A 20,767-nucleotide genomic window follows, 5' to 3' on the forward strand; every position below is an offset into this window, starting at 1 on the left:
GCTGCGGTGCAACTGTCAGGCGGGCCGCTTGCGGCTTGAAATTTTGGTGAACAGGTATTCCATGCATTCCACAAGGCTGTCCTTGTCGCCCACAAAGCCGCCCTTGGTGATCATGGGCAGGTCGGGGTGTTCGCCGCCGATGATGTGGCCGTACACGGCAAGGGGCAGCACCATGATCCGCACAGAAAAGCCCCCGGCCTTGAGCGTGCGCATGACGGAAACCGTCACTTCGCCTCCTGAGGTGTACAGGCCGCCGATGCGCAGGCTCTCTTTTTTCAGGGCTTCCTGAGCCACATGGGCCAGAGCCATGTTGATGCGGCGCGAAATTTCGCTGGGCGCGATGCCGAGGGTCTGGGACATTTCCTGCATGGAGAAAACGTCTTCCTTGCTGGCGGCGGTGCATACGCCAAGAACCTTGGCTTCTTCGGGCGCGGCAAACACGGCCTCCAGCACACGGCGGCATTCCGCCCGTGCTTCGGCCTCGCCAGCCAGCACCTTGCGCACGTTCATGGACACGATGTGGCAGGGGTGGGCCAGCCGCAGGGTTTCCATCTGTACGCGGGTCAGCTCGCTGGTGCTGCCCACGGTAAGGAAGATGCGGTTTTCAAATTCCGCGCGGGGGGCTTCAATGCGCGCTGCGGCAAGCTCCGATGTGAACGGGCCGGGATCCAGCGACACCAGCGGATAGGGCGCATCGGCCAGCGACTGGGCGATCACGGCAATGTCGTCGTCCGACACGGCATCGCAGACCACGGCGCGGCAACCCTGGGCACGTGCGGCCTCAATGGTTTGGCGTACGGCGGCAGGCCCGGCCAGCACCTTTTCAAGCGACACGAAGCCGCAGGGCAGGGAGGTCTGATCGGCGATGATCTTGAGCACTGCCGTGTGGTGCACGGGGGTGGCGGCGTCCTTGGCAATGGGCGAGCGTTCCAGCGGCACGCCGTGCACGATCTGGTATCCGCCCACGCAGATGCGCCCCGAATGGGGGTAGGACGCCACAAGTACGGCCAGGCTCTGGTTGTGACCGTGGGTGTCGTCCATGGCCTTGATGACGGCCTCAAGCTCAGCGCCCACATTGCCGCGCAGGGTGGAGTCTATGCGCTTGGAAACAAGTGCGGGCTTTTCCTTGTTGAATTCCATCACGGCGTCATACACCGCTTTATAGGCGTCTTCGCGGTGCAGAAGGCGGCTCTCGGCGTTCAGACAAACGGCGTCGCACTGCGTAAATTCCTTGGGGTTCCAATGGGCAAGGCCCAGACAGGTGGCGCTGGAAAAGCCCTTGGCGGCAAGCAGCGCACCATTGTCGTTGGCTCCCGTAAAATCGTCGGCAATAACAGCTATGATCATACAGACACCTTCCGGTGATTTTGTGACGGCGGCGGGCTTAGTCGGCGAGACACAGGCGAGCGCCTGCGTCTTGCAGGGCGGCGCGGGCTTCGGCGGTCAGGCCGCTGTCGGTGATGATGTGGTCGAAGCGTTCCACTCCGGCCACCAGCCATGGGCTGAACTTGGCGTACTTGGACGCGTCCGCCAGCAGAAAAGTTTTGTCGGCGCTGGCCATGAGCTGGCGCTTGTAATGCATCTTGGCGGAAGTGCTGGTAGTGACGCCGTGGTGGGCGTCCCATACGTTGGTGCCCACAAAGGCCATGGTAAGGCGCAGGCCGCGCAGGTAGGCCACGGCATCGCTGTCGTTACAGGCGCGGCTGACGGGGTCGATAAGCCCGCCCGAAAGAAAGACGGAAATATGGTCGCAGCCCGAAAGAAGCAGGGCGATTTCGAGGTCAGGTGTGACAACGCCGAGGCTTGTGAGGGGCAGGGTGGGCAGCAGCCGGGCCAGCTCAAGGCTGGTGGTGCCCGCATCCAGGGCAATAAAGTCTTCGTTTTTTATAAACTGGCAGGCGGCGCGGGCTATGGTCTGCTTGGCCTCAAGCATGGAAACGGCCTTACGGGCGCGGGGGATGTCGTTGGCTTCAAAACACAGAGGCACGGCCCCGCCCCAGGTGAGTTCAAGCTGGTTGCGTTCTTCCAACACCTTGAGGTCGCGGCGCACGGTCATGGTGGAAATGCCCAGCGCTTCGGCGAGTTCGCGGGTATTGACCGCGCCCCGGTTTTTAATGAGGCGGGCCATTTCTCTGCGGCGTTCTGCTGGCAACATGGCGACTCCGGCGTGTGGCGGGTGTGTGTTAATTTTGTTTCAAATTTGTTGCTTTGTGTTATGCTCCTGAAGGCGAATATCGTCAAGGTGGGTGAGGTAATTTTGTGGATTTAACTCGTACTCTTTATCTATGTTATCAGAAAAATGTTGTTTTTTGTTAACGAGTGGGAGGTCAGCCAAAGCACTGTGTTCCGCCTCCCCGCCGGAGCAACAAAAAAAGCCCGGAGAATCCTTCCGGGCTGGAAAAATCGCGTTTGTCGCTCCTGTGCCGTATTGCCTGCGTCAGAACGCAAAAAGGCCGCCGGGCACATGATCCGGCAGCCTTCTGCTAGGGTTTACGCGGGCGGGGTAGACCCGCGCTGGCTATGCGTTGCCGAAGAATGGGGGGCGGCGCGTCTGCGCATCGCCGCTGACCCGGAAAATCTGTACCGTATACTGATCTTTGCCGCTGCACATGGGGCAGCCGTCTGTGACCAGCATGCAGGAAGAATCGAGTTCAAGGGGGTCAATGCCCGCCAAGCTGAGGATATGGGTGGCCTTGCCCTGCTCCCACATGACGGGTGAGCCGCAACGGGCGCACTCAACATAGAGCATTTCAGGGTCAAAGCCTGCGGGCACGGGGGTACCGCGCAGCGGTTCGGCAATGGCTTTCAGTGTGTTGCTGTACATAGAAACCTCCCGGCTTGCTTTGCGTGTTGCCAGAAGCCTGGCCGCGCGCATACGCAGCCTTGCCTTCCATACATAAGCACCGCGTGCGCCGAGGCAAGCCCTGCCACGGGAATTTATTCTCCACGCGCAGCCGCGCATGCGCCGCAGTCGAGGCCGCTTGCCTTGTGGAGCGCGCCCGAATACACTGGACCTATGTCTGAAAAACATCGTCATATACGTTTGCTACCGCCTGAGTTGCGCAATCAGATCGCCGCTGGTGAAGTGGTGGAGCGCCCTGCCAGCGTGCTCAAGGAACTGGTTGAAAACAGCCTTGACGCCGATGCCGCGCAGATCGACGTTTGCCTTGAAAACGGCGGGCAAAGCCTTATCAGCGTGCAGGACGACGGGTGCGGCATAGCCGCAGCCGATCTGGAACTGGCCGTCACCCGGCACGCCACGAGCAAGATTGCCAGCCTGTCTGACCTTGAGCACATCAGCTCTTACGGTTTCAGGGGCGAGGCGCTGCCGAGCATTGCCTCGGTTTCCCGTTTTTCCATAACCTCTGCGGTGACTGACCCGGACGGGCAGATACAGGCGCACAGGGTTGAGGTGGAGCACGGCTTGCTGACGGTTTCCGCTCCGGCGGCCCTGCACCGGGGAACGCGGGTGGAAGTGCGCGATCTTTTTTCCAACATACCAGCACGCTTGAAATTTTTAAAGACCCCATCCACGGAGTTCAAACGTGCGCAGGACTGGCTGGCCCGGCTGGCGCTGGCCCGCCCCGCCGTGGGCCTGAGCCTGAGTTCCGGCGAGCGGGAGGCCCTGCGGTTTTTGCCGGGACAAAGTCTTGCCGACCGCCTTGGCGCGCTCTGGCCCCGGCTGATTGTGGAGGCTCTGCGCCCCTTTGACGGCACCCGCCACGGTATCCGCGTGCGCGGCCTGGCTGCCCTGCCCAATGTGAGCCAGCCGCGCGGCGACCGCATGCTGTTTTACGTCAATGGCCGCTCGGTGACGGACAAGCGCCTGCTTGCTGCCGTGCGCGAGGCCTACAAGGGCCGCATGACCAGCCGGGATTATCCGCAGGTAGCGCTGTTTGTGGAGATGGACCCGGCGGAAGTGGACGTGAACGTGCATCCCGCCAAGTCTGAAGTGCGTTTTCGGGATGAATCCGCCGTGTTTTCCGCCGTACTGCATGCCGTGCAGGGGGCCTTGCTGACCTCCTATGACGTGGCCGAAAATCTGTGGCCGAACGCGTCAGCAGGCGACACTGCGGAAAGCAATGTGGCACCCTCTGCCCAACAAACAGCCCCGCGTCCGCAGGGATTCTGGGGCAGGCTGGACAATCCGCCCCTTATCAAGCCGCAGGAGCGGGACGACAGGCCGGACGAGGAATCCTCGTGGCAGGCCCGGTTGCCCGAATCAGCCGCAGGCGCGGACAGAATGGCAAACTGGTGGGGCGATGCTGTTCAGAGTGATGCGGCATCTGCCCATGAGCCAGCGCCCGCGCAGAAAGAAGGCGCCCTGTTTGTTGCCGCGCCGGAAGATGTATCAGGCCTTGCGGAAGCCGCCTCTGCCTATGCGCACCATACCTCTGATGCTGCCCCGTATCAGGCTGCGGATAAAGCGAACGAGCACAGTGGAGACATTTTTCCGCCCGCGCAGGAACGCCAGCCCTTGAGCGTTGGGCAGTTTGCCTACCTCGGGCAGGTGGCGCTGACCTACCTGGTATTGCGGGACACATCCGGCGCACTGCTGTTGCTCGATCAGCACGCGGCGCACGAGCGCGTATTGTATGCCCGCCTGCGGCGCGGGGGATTTGCCGGGTCTGGGCAGTTGCTGGCCCTGCCGCTTGATCTGCCCCTGCATCCGGCTGAAACGGAACGTTTTTTTGAATTGCGGCCCCGGCTGGAATCCCTGGGCTTTGCGCTTGAGGTCTGCGGCGGCAACCTGCGCGTGAATGCCATGCCCCCAGTGCTCTCCCGGGCCGAAGCCAGGGACTTTCTGCGCGAGGCCCTGGCCGGACGCAAGGATGATCTGGCCGACATGTTCATATCCATGTCGTGCAAGGGGGCCATCAAGGCCGGGCAACGCCTTGCGGATGACGAGGCCGCCGGGCTGTTGCAGCAGTGGCTGGAAACCCCCGACCGCGAATATTGCCCCCACGGTCGCCCCTGCGTCTTGCGCTGGGACGCCGCCGAACTGGAAAAGATGTTCAAGCGGCGGCAGTCGTAAAAGGGAACGCCGTCAGGCACGGCATCTCATTTCCTGCACATAAAACAGCGGGCGGCTCTCCCATGAGAACCGCCCGCTTTGCTGTTTATTCGCTGGCTTCGTCAACCAGATAAACGATGGAATAGTAGGGGATGCCGCCGTGCAGCGACAGGCCGATCTGGCAGGTGCGGCTGGAGGAATAGCCCACCTCGCAGGTGCTTACCTGCATGCGCAGGCCCTTGAGCGCGGCCTCGTTGAGTTCGGGATGGGTAAAGCCACGGTCGCCAGCCCAGCCGCAGCAGTTGATGCCGTCCGGCACTACCACGGTTTCGGCGCACTTGCGGGCCAGTTCTTCCAGCTTGCCCTCAAGGCCCATCTTGCGCATGGAGCAGGTGGCGTGCAGGGCCACGGTCTTGGGCAGCTTTTTGAGCTTGAGCGTATCCATGAGATTCTCAAGGATAAACTGCACAGGCTCCATGAGCTTGATGCTGGGGTCGAGGGTCTGCTTCATGTGCAAGAGGCAGGGGCTGGTTTCGCACAGCACTGGGTATTCGCCATTGTTGCTGGCCTGACGCAGGGCCTTTTCCAGCTCCTGCTCTTTCTTGTGGGCGGCGTCAGCGAGGCCCTTGCTGGCAAAGGCCATGCCGCAGCACAGCTTGTCCAGATTATTGGGCAGAATGACGTCATATCCGCCCTTGAGCAGCACGCTGATGACGGCTTCCGGCTCTGTGCGGCGATCGCTGTGTTCCTCGCCGGGGCCCATATTGCGGGCGATGCAGCTTGGGAAGTAGACGACCTTCTTGGCATTGCCCGAGTACGGAGTGGGCAGATAGACCGAGCGCCCGCCCTTGGGCATGTTCTTGTTCCACAGCGGCACCTTGTTGAAGGTCAGGCAGCGCAGAAGGCGCGAGCCGTCGCGCATGATGGTGGTGCCAAGGGCGCGGTGCAGGGCGTCCACGCTGTTGAGCGCAATGGACATGGCCTTGCAGGTTCCAGCAAAGTGGTCGGCAATGGTCCCGGCAATGCTCTTGCCTAGGGAGCCGACGTCCTTTTTGCGCAGGCTCTTGATGAACACGCCCGTATCCACGCCTGCGGGGCAGCGCGGGCGGCACAGGCTGTCTGTGGCGCAGGTGGCCTTGCCCATGTATTCGTAGCCCTTTTGCAGCGTTTTCAGCTCGTTGCTATCAGGGGCAACCTCGCGCAGGCGGCAGATTTCGCGGTAGACAGTGATGCGCTGGCGCGGCGTGAGCGTCAGATCGCGCGAGGGACAGACAGACTCGCAGAAGCCGCACTCCATGCATTTGTCCACCAGTTCGTCGGCGGGGTGCAGGGGTTTGAGGTTTTTGAGATGCCCCTGAGAATCGCTGTTGAGCAACACGCCGGGGTTGAGGATGTTCTTGGGGTCGAGCAGGCCCTTGATGCTCTTCATGATGGCGTAGGCCTGACTGCCCCACTCCAGTTCCACAAAGGGCGCGATGTTGCGGCCAGTGCCGTGTTCCGCCTTGAGCGAACCATCGTACTTTTCCGTAACCAGTTTGCAGAAGTCTTCCATGAAGCCTTTGTAGCGGGCCACTTCTGCTGGAGCGCCAAAATCCTGCCAGAAAACAAAGTGCAGGTTGCCGTCGCGCGCATGGCCGAAGAGCGGGGCCACCGTGTAGCCGTGGCGGGCAAAAAGATCCTGCAGGTCTTTGGCGGCTTCGCCCAGCCTGTCGAGGGTGAAGGCCACGTCTTCAATGACAATGGAGGTGCCCACGGGCCGCATGCCGCCCACCGAGGCCAGAATGCCCTTGCGGATGAGCCACAGCTTGGTGAATTCCTCGGGTTTGTCGGTAAAGGCGTAGGGCCGCACAAAGGTCACGTTGCTGAATGCCGCATTGATGGTGGCAATGTTCTTTTCAAGCTGCTCGTGGGTGGAGGCGCGGGTTTCCACCAGCAGCGAACAGACGTCGTCGTCCAGGGTTTCCAGTCCTTCGGGCAGGCCGGGGGTGCCTTCCACCGAGCGCAGGGACGCCCTGTCCATAAGCTCCGCCGCAGCAACGGGCAGCGTTGCCACGGCAGAGGCCAGATCACAGGCGGCCTTGACCGTGGGCAGAAGCAGCAGTGCAGAGGCCTTGAAGGGGGCCTCCTCCACCGTGCGGTAGGTCACTTCGGCGATAAAGCCCAGCGTGCCTTCAGAGCCGACCATGACGTGCTGCAAAATTTCAAAGGGATCTTCGTAATCCACCAGAGCGTTGAGGCTGTACCCCGTGGTATTCTTGATCTTGAACTTGCGGCGGATGCGGTCGGCAAGCTCGGGATTGTCCATGATCTGTTTGCGCAGATCGGCAAGGCCGTTGAGAATATGGGCATGGGTTCTGGCAAAGGCGGCGCGGCTTTTGGCGTCCGCCGTGTCCAGCATGGTGCCGTCTGCCAGCACCATGCGCGAGGAAACAACAGTCTTATAGGAGTTGTCGGAGGTGCCGCAGCACATGCCGCTGGCGTTGTTGGCAAAGATGCCGCCGATAAAGCAACTGTCGATGGAGGCCGGGTCAGGCCCTATTTTTTTGCCAAATTCAGCCAGAATCTTGTTGGCCCCGGAGCCAATGATGCCGGGTTGCAGGGTGATGCGCTCGGCGTTTTCACCCACGCGCCAGTTGCGCCAGCCCTTGCCTATGCGCACAAGGACGGAATCGGACACCGCCTGACCGGACAGGCTGGTGCCGGCGGCGCGAAAGGTCACAGGTACGCGCATGCGGTCTGCCAGGGCCACCAGCTGCACTACTTCTGCCTCGTCCAGCACGTCCACCACGATCTTGGGGATCAGGCGGTACACGCTGGCGTCTGTGCCATAGGCCAGCAGACGCAGGGGATCAGTATGGATGCGGTCTTTGGGAATAAAGTCCAGAAGGGCTTGTTTGAATTCTTTGTAGGGGGAAGCAAGCATGGACAAACCTCCGTGGCGGTTCATGCCGTCATTGGGTGGGCGCTTAAAATAGCGCTGGGCGGGGAATTGCTGCCGTTGAAACCTGGACGGGAATCCCGGCATTTCTGCAAATGCGGGATGTGCTGATCTGGATATGACAATGGATTACCAATAACAATTCTCGGCTCGGATTGCTACTGTTTTACAATCAAAAAGCACTTCGGCCTGCGCAATCCTTGTGCCTCTGCCGCCCCTGCGTTACAAAAAAGAAAAACAGTTTGCTGATTTGATCTACGGCATTCCAGCGTCTGCCGTTGGGGTCGCTGGCGTTTTGCGTATCGGTTTGAGCATGCGGGATGTTACGGTCTGATTTTTTTATGGAGGTCCCATGAAGCGGCTGATCGTCTTGTGCTGTGTTTCTCTGGCCCTGCTGCTGCCCCAGGCAACCCTTGCCTGCACTACCTTTATTGTTACCAAGGGGGCCAGCGCAGACGGCTCCGTGATGGTAAGCCATTCTGACGACAACGATCTCAACGACCAGTCCATTGTGTACGTTCCCGCCCGCGACTGGCCGGAAGGCGCGCAGCGCCCCGTGTACGATTCCGCCGTGGCGGTGAAGGAAAATCCCGCCACCAATACCTTTCTTGTTCCCCGCCTTTCAGACCCCAAGCGCGCGCCAGGCTATAACCACCCGGATACGCCGCGCACGATTGCCATCGGTTTTATCCCTCAGGTGCGGCACACCTTTGCCTATATTGACGGCAACTATGCCATCATGAACGAGCATGGCCTCATGTTTGGCGAATGCACGGATGGGGCGCACAATACCTGCACGGCAGAGCCGGGCAAGCGCATTTTCTATTCGTCCGAGCTGGCGCGCGTGGCGCTGGAACGCTGCAAAACCGCCCGGGAGGCCATTGAGCTGATGGGCGCGCTCATTGAGCAGTATGGATATTATGGAACGGGTGAAACCCTGCCAGTGGCCGACAAAAACGAAGCATGGGTTATGGAAATGGCCCCCTCCCCAGCGGGAACAGGCGGCCTGTGGGTGGCCCAGCGCGTGCCGGACGGCCAGTTTTTTGTGGCGGCCAACGAATTTCGCATCCGCGACATCACACCCGGCAACCCCGACCAGATGTACGGCAAAAGCCTGTTTACCACGGTGGACAAGTACAACATGCGCAGCCCCAAGGACGTCTCCAAGCCTCTGGACTGGCTGACCACGGTAAGCGATGGCGAGTATAACCACCCCTACTATTCGCTGCGCCGCGTGTGGCGGGCGCTCTCTCTGGCGGCTCCTTCGCTCAAGCTGCCTGCCTGGGTGGAAAGCGGCGCAACACGCGCCTATCCCTTTTCCGTCAAGCCGGACAAGCTGCTGAGCCTGGACGACATCAAGCGCATGCACCGCGACCACTACGAGGGAACGGAATTCGACCTCACCAAGGGCACTGCGGCGGGGCCGTTTGGCAATCCCAACCGCATTATCGGCCCCAAGGATCCCAGCGGCGACGTGAGCCCGACCACCAAGCTTGAAGGCGCGTGGGAACGGCCCATGGGCATGTACTATGTGGGCTACACCACCATTGCGCAGTATCGGCCCGATGTGCCGGAACCGCTGGCGTTGGTGTGCTGGGTTGCGCTCGCTCCGGCGGCGGAATCTGTCTTTGTGCCGCTGGCGGTCGCCCCCATGCCCGCAGGCTACGAACAGGGCGACACCCGCCGCTTTGCTAATGATTCCGCATGGTGGGCCTATTCTCTGGTGAGCGATTACGCCAACATCCGTTACGACCTGATCTCTCAGGAGATTCAAACCAAAGCTGCCAGCATGGAAGCTGCCTTTGCCGCCCGCGTAGCCTCGCTGCAAAAGGAACTGGCCCCCAAGGCGGCATCATCCCCGGCGCAGGCGCAGGCCGCCTTTGCCAAGGCCCTGCGGGCGCAGGCAGAGGGGGCGTTGCGCGACTGGCGGGAATTTTTCCCCCAACTGGTGGCGCGGCACTGTCAGGGTTTTCTCAACAGCCCGGACAAAATGGCCCAGAATATCGGCTATCCCGATGCCTGGCTGCCCCGCACCAACTATTCCACCGGCCCGGTCTCGTATAAAAAGCCCCGGCAGTAGGCTTCGCAATCTGCCAGATAACTCAGGAGGATGCATGTATGTACTGTAATCGTCGGCGTTTCCTGCAATCAATGGCTGTGACGGGCGCGGGCCTGTGCCTGCCCTCACTCACGTGGGCAGGCTTTGACCCCCTGTGGAAGCCTGGCTCCGTGTGCGTCAATCCCATTGATGTGACCGTGTTCGAGATGTTCAAGATCGGCCCTGGCCCCTCCAGTTCGCACACCATCGCGCCCATGTCGGCGGGTAATGATTTTATCCATTTGTGCGCCCAGTTGCCGCAGGAGCAGCTTGCCCAGGCGGCTGCCGTCAAGGTGCACCTGTACGGCAGCCTCTCGGCCACGGGCAAGGGGCACGGCACTGACCGCGCCGTGGCGGCGGGCCTGCTTGGGCAAAAGCCCGATGAATGCAAGGCCGAATTTTTGGACAACCTTTTTGTAAAACCGGACGACACCCGCACGGTGGTACTTGGCCCGGCCCGGATTCCACTCAAGGATTCGGACGTGATCTTTGAGCAGGGCACCATCGAGGCTCCGTTCAGCAACGTGCTGGTCATCGAGCTGCTGGGCAAGGGCAAACAGCTTGCCTCGCGCGAATACTATTCCGTGGGCGGCGGGTTTTTGCAGTGGAAGGGCTGGAAGGCACCGGACAAAGGCAAGCCCGTACATGCCTTTGATTCCATGAACGGCCTGCTTGAAATCGTGAAGAACACGGGCAAGAGCATCCCGCTCATTATGCTGGAAAACGAAATGTCCATCACCGGGCAGTCGGAACAGAACATCCGGCAGGGCGCGCAGCGCATCATCCACGTGATGGACAGTTGCGCCGCCACGGGCCTTGGGCTGGAAGGCAAGCTCAAGGGGCCGTTTGGCCTGGAGCGTCGGGCCAAACTCATGCTGGAGCAGGCCGCCAGCTCGCCGGAGCCAGCCGATGCCTTTGCGGCGCGGCTGTCGGCCTACGGGCAGGCCGGGTCGGAAGAAAACGCCATGGGCCACCCCATTGTGACCGCGCCCACGGCGGGTTCGGCAGGGGTTATGCCTGCAGTGGTGCACATGCTCATCAAGGAGCGCGGCAAAACAGAAGCCGACCTTGTGGACGGCCTCCTGGTGGCCTCTATGGTGGGTACGCTCATCAAGCGGCATGCCAGTGTGGCGGGCGCGGACGTGGGCTGTCAGGGCGAGATCGGCTCCGCCTCAAGTATGGCGGCTGCCATGCTGTCGCAGGTCATGGGCGAAACGCCCGATGTGGTTGAAAATGCGGCGGAGTTCGCGTTGGAGCATCACCTGGGCATGACCTGCGACCCTGTGGGCGGCTATGTGCAGATTCCCTGTATTTCGCGCAACGCCATGAGTTCCGTGAAGTCGTGGAACGCCTGGATGATGGCCCGCACCGGGCAGGGCACCAAGCACCCTGTGGGGCTTGATCTCTGTATCCGCACCATGAACCAGACAGGCCGCGACATGAAGGACGACTACCGCGAAACCGCGCGCGGCGGGCTGGCATTGTTCTATACGCAGGGGTGCTAGAAACCCCAACGTCTTTTGCCTTCAAGGCAACGCTAACAGCCCGTTTCTGCGCAGGTTTGCTCCTAAGAGTGCTATCCCTGTTCAGAAGCGGGCCGTTTTCTTGCCTGAAAAATGTGGCATTGTGCTGGCCTTCGATCCCACCGGGGTTATCAAGATTTTCATCTTGCAGAATGCAACCTGGGTAATGAACCATAGTGCTTCAAAGAAAAGTGTATTATGTTGGTGCAGGCAAGAATCCCTTGTGTGACAGATTGTTAAGTGGGGCTCTGCGTATAGCCACGGGATTCGAATTTTTTGTCAGATATCAACCCGGCTGCAAAGGTGTATGAATATTCTGCTGATTGATTACGACCTTGGGGAAATGCCAGGGCACAACGTGCGGAGAGTTAATCTTGACGCCGCTGGTATTGTGCCTGTGCAACGGCTACTGGAAGATTCCTCGTCAGAAGGAGGAATCTTTCGGCCGGATGTGGTCATCCAGATGGAGCACATAGGCCGCAGGATTCTTTTGAGCGGTTTGGCCGAGCTGGGCTGCCCCAAGATATTTTGGGCGGTAGACAGTCATCTCAACCTTTTCTGGCAGCGATGGTACGGGAGGCTATTTGATGTGGTGCTTACACCCCATAAAAGCCTGTTCGCCGCCATGCCATGCGAATGGCGGCTGCGGGACGTACGCAGTCTTGCCATTCCAGGCTCTGCCCGGCAGTGGCGCCCGCATGGCGCGCGCAGTCATACGGCCTCGTTTGTAGGGCGTATCGATCAGAACCGGCACCAGCGCTTCCGGTTTGCGCAGTTGCTGGAGCAGCGGCATGGCGTCGTCCCCTGCATTCTTTCTTTTCAGGACATGCTGGCTTTGTATGACAACACCCGCACATTGCCCAATGAATCCATTTGCCGGGAATTCAACTTCCGTATCATGGAAGGTGCTTCCTGTGGTTGCTGTGTGCTCACCGAAGACATAGGCGAAGATTTGGCGGTCAATTTTGAGCCTGGCAGTGAGGTTCTGACATATAAGCATGCTCTCGAACTGGACGATCTTCTTTCCTTTCTGGCTGTACGTCCCGCAATTGCAGAGAAAATCGGCAAAGCAGCCCAGCAGAGGGTGTTGAAGAACCACCTTCAGGAGCACCGGGCTGCCGGGCTCATGGGCATGCTCCCTTCTCTTGCGGCGCAGACAATGGATCACGGTGCTGCAGAGCGCGTCTTTGCCTTGGCCTGCATTCAGTGGGCGCGCTCAAACCCCGCCTATGAAAAGCACCTCCCTGCGATGGGTGCCTTGCTTGAGCACCAGCCCCCGCATCCTGATGTGCTGGCAATGCGTCTGCGTCTGCTGCTGGAAAGCTGGCAGCTGGAAGAGGCGAGGAGCCTGCTTGTCATGATTTTGGGAGCTGATAGCGGCAGCTCCCGTCTGGATGACGGCGAAAGCTCCCTTGATCTGCACACGGCCTGCGCCGTGGCGGCGCTCCGTCTGGGCGAGTTGCCGTTGTACATGGTCTGCTTCGAGCAACAAAGGCATCGTTGCCCCGACATCCCTGCTCCCCAAGATGTCTTTCAGGCTTGTCTTGTCTGGGCCGATATACTTGCAGACACCGGGCGCTTCTGCCAGCCGGGTTTTCACTTTGACCCGATGAGGCACTGCCCGGAAACAGCATTCGAGATGACCCAGATGGCGCAGCAGTTCATTGAAGATGACAAAAGTGCCCGGCAATGGGTGCAAAAAATGGCGCTATGCAGTGATAAAACGCCTTTTTGCCATCTTGCACTTGATTACAAGGCACGCCTGAGCCTAGACGCCCCAGGGGACTGGCGCGCCAATCTGGATTACGCCATGGCTTGCCTGAATAACTTTCTTCTTGATGACGGGCTTGCCGAAGCCTCGCAGGCGTATGAACTGGCCCGGTCTGCCGGAAGAGAAGACGCTTTTGCTGCGGCGGCAGATCCTCTGTTGCGGCGGCGCATTATCTAAAACGTCAAAAGGCGACCCTGAGTAAGGGGCGCCTTTTGATTGCAATAATTGCCGATATTTCTGGCGGAGGGGGAGGGATTAAAGTTTTAGATTAAATATAAATATTAATTACATATAATTTTTTTTGTTTATTTTTTTACCATCAAATTTACCCTAATATTAGTTGTCCTTTGTGTGGTCTTGATTATTAAAGTGCAATGCCATTTTGGGGTGATGACTTGCTTGTAATATGCAGTTATTATCCAATTATTAAAGAAAATATGGCTCTTCCGGGTTTTCCGTGGGTAGGGCATGTCAGTGATGCCAGCATGTTGGCGGAAAAGTAATCGCCATGAAGGGCAAAACTTTTTCTCGGTTTCGAGCACTTTGAAGGTGTTTTTCTTCTCTCCTCCAAAGGCTTCTTGTGTTTTTATAGGCAGTTGCGCCATGCAGGCTTTCATCATGAGGCGCGAGAAGTTGGGGGCAAGAAGGTGCACCGCCTTGTGCTAACTTGCTAATTTTTTTGGGTAACGTCACCCACGGGAAACCTGGAAGATCCAAATATTTTTTCTACTCTGGGTGATATCGTTTAGGGCACACTACACACAGATAAAAATTATGGGTAACCATTAGGAACCACTAACTTACAAGTGGTACCGCAGTGGGGTAAAGTCTCTCGATCTTGACAATGGTAAGATTGATGGATATTTGAATTACGATATCTACAGCAATAATATAAATATATTAAGTTGTGATAGACTTTTACAAAGGAGAACATATGAATATTCCAGATCCGCAAACTGAAAATAGAAGTAAGGTCAAGAAGCTGCCAGAAATAAAAATTGATATACCTTGCACTAATGTTTCACAGAAATGCACAGATGAAGAAAAAGATATGCAATTTAAAATATTAGTGCCTGTTTTTGGAGTAGCTTTATTCATTGCATCATTCCATATGCTAGATTTTTATCTATTTACTATTTTAGCTTTTTTTCTAGCATTTATAATTTCAGGTATACTTTCTTTACTTTTATCTATTTTTATTGTGTCGTGTGAGTCTAATAAATGGCTTAGTATAATGATTTCAATTTTTGCAATAATTGGATATTGTTACTTTTCTTATTCTTATATAAATGAAAAGGAAAAATTAGCTGAAGTAAAAAAAGAACAAGCTAGGGTTGAGTTAGTAGAAAGAAAAAAACAATATGATGAAGCTCCTTTTTTGTGCAATGATGAACAGCGAGCTATGGCCGCAAACCAAAGAGGTTTGTTGTTGTCCAATAACGTGGCTACGCGCGAGGTCACTGGCTCGTGGGTCACATATTTTTGGCAAAAAAATTGGTGGGTTATGTCAGAAGCAGAACAAAATTCTTCCATATCAAAAGTTGCCGATATTGAAGCCTGCTTTAGTAAGAAAGGATATATGTTACCTACGGTTACAATCGTATACATGGAAGAGAATGTGGCAAGGGCTGATAGCGATAACGGCCCAAGGGTTCTTAAGAGGCGGCATTAGGCAGCTCTTGTGGTGTATCTGTACATTGGTGTTATAACTAATTTGTAAAATTATAAAGCCAAGGGCTTGAGCCTTGGCTTTTCATTTGAAGATAGAAGATGAGCGAATCTATGTTTGCTCCTGCATACCTACATGCCAGACAGCGTTTTTATTCTGCCATCCACAACCATCTTCTTCAAAGTAAGTTCTCCTTTCTGAAATAGCTCAAACCGTGTTTTTCCCAACACCTGCTGGACAAAAGCAGGGTCTTCCTTGAGCTGTCGCTCCATCCATTGGCTGTATGTTTCTTGGGCCGGTACGTGGTCCACACGGTCTATAGTAAATTTTGTGCTGGTGCTGCCGTCACGGTGCTGGACAGTCCGCTCATTATGTTTGACTGCTGGGCGCGTTGCATCATCCAGTGTTTCATCAAAAACAGGAATGTAGGTACAACGACAATTTATGTGCCGTGGCAGTGACGGCCTTTTGTCGTCTTTTTTGTAAATCTTGCCGTCATCAACTCCGCACATAATGCAGGTACGTCCATCCAAAGTGGCGACATATTGCCATTTGAAATCAAGGTCAGCTCCAAGGACTTCCATTGCCTGCTCCCGTGCGTAGTTGCTGGCTGAAATTAGGTAGGTACGGGCTAGGCTTTCTATGGCGGGCCTGCTGTTCTCTACCCCCCTTTGACGGAGCAGCTTTGCCATCTGCCGCACGGTCAAACCCTGAATAATAGATTCGCGCCCAGCCTGCACAATTTTGTCGGCCGTGTGCCGTGCCATGCGCTTTAGCCACTCGGTCATAGTCAGCCCTTCAATGGTAGTGACCTGTGCCCATGCTGTGACTGTATCCAGGTCAAGGTGCAGGCTGCCAACCTCAAACGCGAGGCGGTTAGCAAGGCCAAGGCTGGCAGTTTCAGCCTGAACATATGTCATAGTGTCCTGTGTAGCTGTAAGGAGAGCAGAGGCCTTGCTTTCGTATACTTCATTAATGGCTTTTTCGACTGCTTTCCGCTGTGCTTCAAGAAAGCCCTTTTTACGTTGCAGGCTTTCTTGTTCCCAAGGCCGGGCAGATAAAAAACGTACCCGTAGAGCAACCACCTGAGCCGTCAAGTTTTCAAGTGCGGCGGTTAATGCTTCAATGATTTCGTCTACAAGGGCATTTGCGCGGCCTTCGGCCCGATGCTGCTGCTTAAAAATTTCGTCGATGATTGGTGTCATAGTTGTTCTCCATAAAAAAGGAACGGGCATAAAGGCTTTATGCCCCTGCCCGCGTTTTCGATGTCCAGTCACCGGGATTGGCCTTATCTAAGGAGGATACCCTTGCGCCTTACCCTTGTCGGGAATTAAGACCAATTCCAATAGGCGCTTATGGCTCATACGCTTGGTAGGGCGTGTGATGTTTAAGCGGCTGTGATGCCAGACAGGCGGGCAGCACTTTTGCCGTTGAAAATTGCAAAGGACACAATCCACTCGATGTCAATTTGCCGCCAGCTCTGCACAATGCCCATGTCGATGGTTTCGAGTTCGCCGCATTGCAGGCCGGAAACATATTCGGCGGCACCAAAGCGCACGGCGTAAATGGAGGCGGAGCTGCCTGCTTCGTTAAAGCCCAGAATGGGATTGCCGTCCGCATCGTCTTCGATAACGCCAATGGGGATGCCCGCATAAGCAGGAATCTGACGGCCAAACACGTCAGCCACGGTTTCAGTGGCCTGACCAGAAGCACGCATAAGCGCGTTGACCTTGCGGCGCAGGTCTTTACACATGAAAAGGACTGTGGGCGTACCCTGTACGGCGTCAATGAGTTCATCAACCTTGGCGAGTGTCAGGGCACCGCCCATGTTGAGGACCTGTGAGCCAGTCAAACGATTCTGCATGCCGTCAAAGCTCACCGCATTGGTTTCGACATCGCCCTTGAAGAAGGCAGCGGTAAAGTTGAGGGCGGCCGCTTTGGCTTTCATCATTGTCTGGACGGCCAGAAGGTCGGCTTCCTTACCCTGGGTTTTGACGAGGGCGCGGTCAACCTTGGCACTGCCGCCGAACACCTTGAGGTTTTCAGTCACATGCTGCACAACGCCTGTGGATTCGGTATAGGTCGCGTTGATTTCGCGGAAGGTCACACCGGGCAGGGTCTGCTCAAGGTTGAACTGATACGCGGAGCCAGCAACGTCCATGAACGGGCAGTATTGCAGAACGGGGGAAGTCTGCGCAAAGGTTTCGACTACGGCCTGCTGGAGAGGGTCCTGTTTGAACTTCGCAGCTTCAAGAATGGTAAGCATCATATACTCCTACTTTTGGCCGAAAGCGTGCTGCATTTTCTGCATGGCGCTCAGGCCGCTAAGGTCAATTTGTTTTTTCCCGCCGGGGCGTTTGGCATCCGGGCTTGAAGACGGAACGTCTTGAGGCTTGGCGAATATCCCCCGCTCTTTGGCGGTTTTGAGCCAAGCGACTTTCTGCTGGGGGGGCAAGTCCGGCACGAGGTCGCGCATATCTTCGGGCACCATTTCGTCAATGAGGCTGTTCAATGTGGCTTCGAGGCCTTTGCGCTGCTCGTTGACTTCCTGAAAACGGCTGTAAGGCACTGCGCCGGGTTCTTTTTTGTCAGGCTGTGGGGCCGGGGCGGGGGCTTCCTTGTCCAGTTCGCCGTTATCGCTGGCGGGCGTGGTGTCTGTACTCATGGGGAATCTCCTCTTTTAACGTCTGGGCTAGACGAGTAAATTTTGTCCAAATTCTGCCAGTTCGTCGCGGATTTGCAGGAGCTTGGCCTTTGCCATGTCGCGGGTGAGGTCTGGATTCTTCTCAATGAGGACATCAACAGGCGACAATAGGCCAAGCTCCATCATGCCTTGCCATTCCTTGAGCTGTTCAGAGGCCGTGACTGTTGGCTTGGGGTCGTAAAAATCAATGGTGATTGTGGCTGCTTCGCTCAACTGTTGAGTGGGGTTGTGGGTGTTCCACACTGTGCGGCACAAATTGAAAAGCTGGGCTTCGGTTCGAGCAAAAGCGGCAATATCATCTCGGCGGTATTCTTCAAGCTCGGAGTTGCTCACAACCTTGGAAATGCCGGATTCCTCTGTGGGGTTTAGGCTCATACTTGAGGCTGGCAGGCCGTTGCTGACCGCTGCCCACTTCATCAGTTTGTCGATGGCTTCAAGGCAGGCTTCCACCGGTGTCTGAGGGCTGACAAATCCGACTTCCGCATTTTCAGGCAGCAAGAGCATGCTGCTGGGGCCAGCTTCCAGAACGGTTGTGCCAAGGTTGGTGCTCTTCGTTTTGGCGCCCTTGACGTAGCCAACTCCAAAAGATTGAAAGCGCAGTGTGTAGCAGAGGTCAGTAAGCCGTTCATTGATGGCGCTTTGCAGTAGCGCAAGGTCTTCCGCACCGGGCAGCCAAAAGCAATCGGTGGGGGCTTGGCTCCACACAGGGATGAAAGGCAACACGCCATAAGGATTCGGCATGGTTTCAATGGCCTTGCCCTTGTAATCCAGCCGCTGAAATTCAAGAGCAGTCCAGAATGAGTAAGACATCTCTTCTGAGCGGCCGTTCTGCGGGTGGTGGGTCACAAGAACGGATATGAGGTCTTCCGGGGAGTCACCTGTCACAACGTCCAAAATATCGCCCGTCAGAATATCCAGAGCCATTGCCCCATTGCGCCACACGGGGCGCAAAAGGACATTGCCAGTCAGTTTGGCAAGGCGGTTGGCCTGCTTCATTCTGACTGGCAATGCTGTGCTGTCCTCAATTACGGCATAAATGTGCTTGTCCGTCTCTGTGCCGTCAATTGTGCGCGTGGCATCTTGAAGATACACACAGGCGAGGCGGTTAATGATTTTGCGCAGGATATTAACTGTGACGGGCGAAACATGCTCTGGTGTCTTGTAAACAGTGCAAATCTGCTCAAGCATATGTTCAATGATAGCGTTATTATACAAATCCAGCCTGTGAGCAGTGGATTGCTTACGCTGTGATTGAGCATTTTGCATTGCTTCGCGGAATGCATTTTGCACAATTTCAGTTGTTTTTGGCGCAAAAAACATAATTTCACCTCTTGCGCCAATGATAATATAGCTCTTAAAGAATAATCAACGACAATAGAATATTGACTTATCAGTGTTCTATTTGCATGTCACAAAAAGACTGTGACGCCATCCACGCGAACAAGGTTTGCAAAAAATGCTGGTAGTGTGAGGTCAGCATCAACATTTCCCTTGCGGTATTGGTTATACATGGCTTGGACTTCAAGATGCGCTCGGCATGTTTGTCCACATGGCAGAATCAAATCGCCTCCCCTGAGGTAACAAGCCTGCGCGTGTGTGGACCTTGAGGTGCAGGAAATGTTGTCTATGGTGTAGCTGGCAAGTTCTTGTTTACGGAGCGCGTATATGCTCCAGCACAAGGAATAAACGCGGTCATCATGAAAACGGTCACTGCCAAAACGAACATTGCCAGCCTTGAGTTCATAGGAAAATGTCTGCATCTCACTGGCCAGTTCGGTCAACTCCTGTGAGAAGTGCAGCCGTTGCTCACGTACAATTCTGTGCAATTCGAGAAAGGCGGGCTGTTGTGACTGTGTGGTGGCGTGGACCAGTTCGCATGGCAAGCCTTGTTCCTGTGCCCATGCATGCAAATCTTGGCAGTTGTAGCTCTCAAGCACCATGTTATGCAGCCCGAATGCTTCGTTTGCAGCCAGCATCTCTTTTTTGATGAGTTTGCCCAAGCTGCCAAACACCTTTTCTTGCCGGGCAACATAGTAATGCGGCTCTTCGCCATCACTCCCGGCAATCTTGGCTGTGGTTGTGGCGATGGTGCTGTCGCCGTGCTGGCTGAATCCATAGGCACGGTCAAGCCCAAAGCCCACGACAAAGGAACGGCTCTCGGCCACTGCTTCGATGTCTGCTTTCGTCATGGGGTGGGGCAATCGCCCCTGACAAATCTCAATATCGGTGGCGGCAAACAGGCTGCTCGTGCTTTCCAGCCTCTGGTTAAGGTGTTGGCTGGCAAATGTGGCTGGCAGCAGTTGCTTTTGGCGTGAGCGGAGCCAGTCGCGGCGAATCCAAGACGGAGACTTCTGCAAGGCTTCATCAAGGTTGGCGTATTCTATCCGATGGATGAATACGGTTGTGTCCTCGCCCGTCTCCTGTAGCTGTTCGAGCCTGTGCAGGATTCCGCCAATGCTATCAGTGGTGGAGTCAATCAGTAGCCAACTGTTAATGCTGTCGCCAAGGCTGGATGCAAGAATCTGTAGGGCCTCGTCACTGAAAGCGGCATGCACCTCGCTGCACCAAGCACAAGTGACACGCTCGCCATACAGGCCAGCCACGTTATTGCTGACGGTTCTTAGCTGTGAGCCGAGTGCTGGCACGGCTATCCGATACTGCTGGATGTTCTCCCTGCCGACTTGTTGAAGTAATGCTGGTGTCTGCATCACAATGCGGCGAGCAACGCCAAAGCCAACAGAACTGGCCTGCCTCTCAGAGTTTGCCATTGCGAGGATGTTTTCATTGACCTTGGTTGTCAGCCGCCACAAGACCAGCAGGGCAGCCAATGTGGTTTTCGAGTGGCGGCGGGGCCAGGTCATGCCGATTGTTCCATATTTGAAATCCCCATTGCGCTTGCGGGCTAGCATCCTCCGTATTGCTTGTTCCTGAAATGTTTCGACCTTGAAGACAATTGGAGTCCCTCTGGGGCCGGGCACTCGTGGCTGGATGTCCTCAAGCCAGCGGAGGAAGCCAGATGCCCCCTCCTGCCAGCTCTGGACTTGTTGTGG

15 protein-coding genes are annotated in these 20,767 nt (G+C 56.4%); 5 read left to right on the forward strand and 10 right to left on the reverse strand.

The window, feature by feature from the left end; genetic code table 11:
- Positions 1-15 precede the first annotated feature (15 nt).
- From ACUZ79_RS01585 to ACUZ79_RS01595, 3 genes are all read right to left on the reverse strand, one after another.
- Complete coding sequence (locus ACUZ79_RS01585) at positions 16-1,347, reverse strand: four-carbon acid sugar kinase family protein (protein ID WP_449250498.1); 1,332 nt, start codon at positions 1,345-1,347, stop codon at positions 16-18.
- A 37-nt stretch (positions 1,348-1,384) separates the two neighbouring features.
- Positions 1,385-2,155: a DeoR/GlpR family DNA-binding transcription regulator gene (locus tag ACUZ79_RS01590; RefSeq protein ID WP_449250499.1), complete on the reverse strand. Its 771-nt coding sequence runs from the start codon at positions 2,153-2,155 to the stop codon at positions 1,385-1,387.
- 363 nt (positions 2,156-2,518) lie between these two features.
- Positions 2,519-2,824 (reverse strand): hypothetical protein, encoded by a 306-nt coding sequence (locus ACUZ79_RS01595; RefSeq protein ID WP_192113188.1) that lies wholly within the window; start codon positions 2,822-2,824, stop codon positions 2,519-2,521.
- Between the two features lie 192 nt (positions 2,825-3,016).
- On the opposite strand from ACUZ79_RS01595, the gene mutL reads away from it, so the two are divergent.
- Positions 3,017-5,035, forward strand: coding sequence for a DNA mismatch repair endonuclease MutL (mutL, locus tag ACUZ79_RS01600; protein WP_449250500.1), 2,019 nt, complete (start codon positions 3,017-3,019; stop codon positions 5,033-5,035).
- An 85-nt stretch (positions 5,036-5,120) separates the two neighbouring features.
- Here the strand turns inward: mutL and ACUZ79_RS01605 are convergent, their stop codons facing one another.
- Positions 5,121-7,937: an FAD-binding and (Fe-S)-binding domain-containing protein gene (locus ACUZ79_RS01605; protein WP_449250501.1), complete on the reverse strand. Its 2,817-nt coding sequence runs from the start codon at positions 7,935-7,937 to the stop codon at positions 5,121-5,123.
- Between the two features lie 367 nt (positions 7,938-8,304).
- Here ACUZ79_RS01605 and ACUZ79_RS01610 point away from each other — a divergent pair, with 367 nt between their 5' ends.
- The 3 genes from ACUZ79_RS01610 (at position 8,305) to ACUZ79_RS01620 (ending at position 13,521) form a co-directional block, all read left to right on the forward strand.
- The gene (locus ACUZ79_RS01610) at positions 8,305-10,032 is read left to right on the forward strand and encodes a dipeptidase (protein WP_449250502.1); all 1,728 of its coding nucleotides are present in this window, start codon (positions 8,305-8,307) and stop codon (positions 10,030-10,032) included.
- Between the two features lie 38 nt (positions 10,033-10,070).
- Positions 10,071-11,555 (forward strand): L-serine ammonia-lyase, encoded by a 1,485-nt coding sequence (locus ACUZ79_RS01615; RefSeq protein WP_449250503.1) that lies wholly within the window; start codon positions 10,071-10,073, stop codon positions 11,553-11,555.
- Between the two features lie 325 nt (positions 11,556-11,880).
- Positions 11,881-13,521: a glycosyltransferase family protein gene (locus tag ACUZ79_RS01620; RefSeq protein ID WP_449250504.1), complete on the forward strand. Its 1,641-nt coding sequence runs from the start codon at positions 11,881-11,883 to the stop codon at positions 13,519-13,521.
- 128 nt (positions 13,522-13,649) lie between these two features.
- On the opposite strand, the gene ACUZ79_RS01625 is transcribed toward ACUZ79_RS01620, so the two are convergent.
- Entirely contained in the window at positions 13,650-13,949 is a 300-nt protein-coding gene (locus tag ACUZ79_RS01625) for a hypothetical protein (RefSeq protein ID WP_449250505.1), read from the reverse strand.
- Positions 13,950-14,278: 329 nt separating this feature from the next.
- On the opposite strand from ACUZ79_RS01625, the gene ACUZ79_RS01630 reads away from it, so the two are divergent.
- Complete coding sequence (locus tag ACUZ79_RS01630; RefSeq protein WP_449250506.1) at positions 14,279-15,016, forward strand: hypothetical protein; 738 nt, start codon at positions 14,279-14,281, stop codon at positions 15,014-15,016.
- A 128-nt stretch (positions 15,017-15,144) separates the two neighbouring features.
- Here the strand turns inward: ACUZ79_RS01630 and ACUZ79_RS01635 are convergent, their stop codons facing one another.
- The 5 genes from ACUZ79_RS01635 to ACUZ79_RS01655 all read right to left on the reverse strand — a co-directional run bounded on the left by ACUZ79_RS01635 (position 15,145) and on the right by ACUZ79_RS01655 (position 20,626).
- On the reverse strand, positions 15,145-16,218 hold the full coding sequence (locus ACUZ79_RS01635; RefSeq protein ID WP_449250507.1) for a phage minor head protein: 1,074 nt from the start codon (positions 16,216-16,218) through the stop codon (positions 15,145-15,147).
- Positions 16,219-16,400: 182 nt separating this feature from the next.
- Positions 16,401-17,279 (reverse strand): major capsid protein, encoded by an 879-nt coding sequence (locus ACUZ79_RS01640; RefSeq protein WP_449250508.1) that lies wholly within the window; start codon positions 17,277-17,279, stop codon positions 16,401-16,403.
- A 9-nt stretch (positions 17,280-17,288) separates the two neighbouring features.
- Positions 17,289-17,678, reverse strand: a complete 390-nt coding sequence (locus ACUZ79_RS01645; RefSeq protein WP_449250509.1) for a hypothetical protein — start codon at positions 17,676-17,678, stop codon at positions 17,289-17,291.
- A 27-nt stretch (positions 17,679-17,705) separates the two neighbouring features.
- Positions 17,706-18,905 (reverse strand): hypothetical protein, encoded by a 1,200-nt coding sequence (locus ACUZ79_RS01650; protein WP_449250510.1) that lies wholly within the window; start codon positions 18,903-18,905, stop codon positions 17,706-17,708.
- A gap of 221 nt (positions 18,906-19,126) precedes the next feature.
- Positions 19,127-20,626 carry a hypothetical protein gene (locus ACUZ79_RS01655; RefSeq protein WP_449250511.1) on the reverse strand — a complete coding sequence of 500 codons (1,500 nt, stop codon included), beginning with the start codon at positions 20,624-20,626 and terminating at the stop codon, positions 19,127-19,129.
- Positions 20,627-20,767: the final 141 nt, after the last annotated feature.

Source organism: Desulfovibrio faecalis, assembly GCF_053570625.1.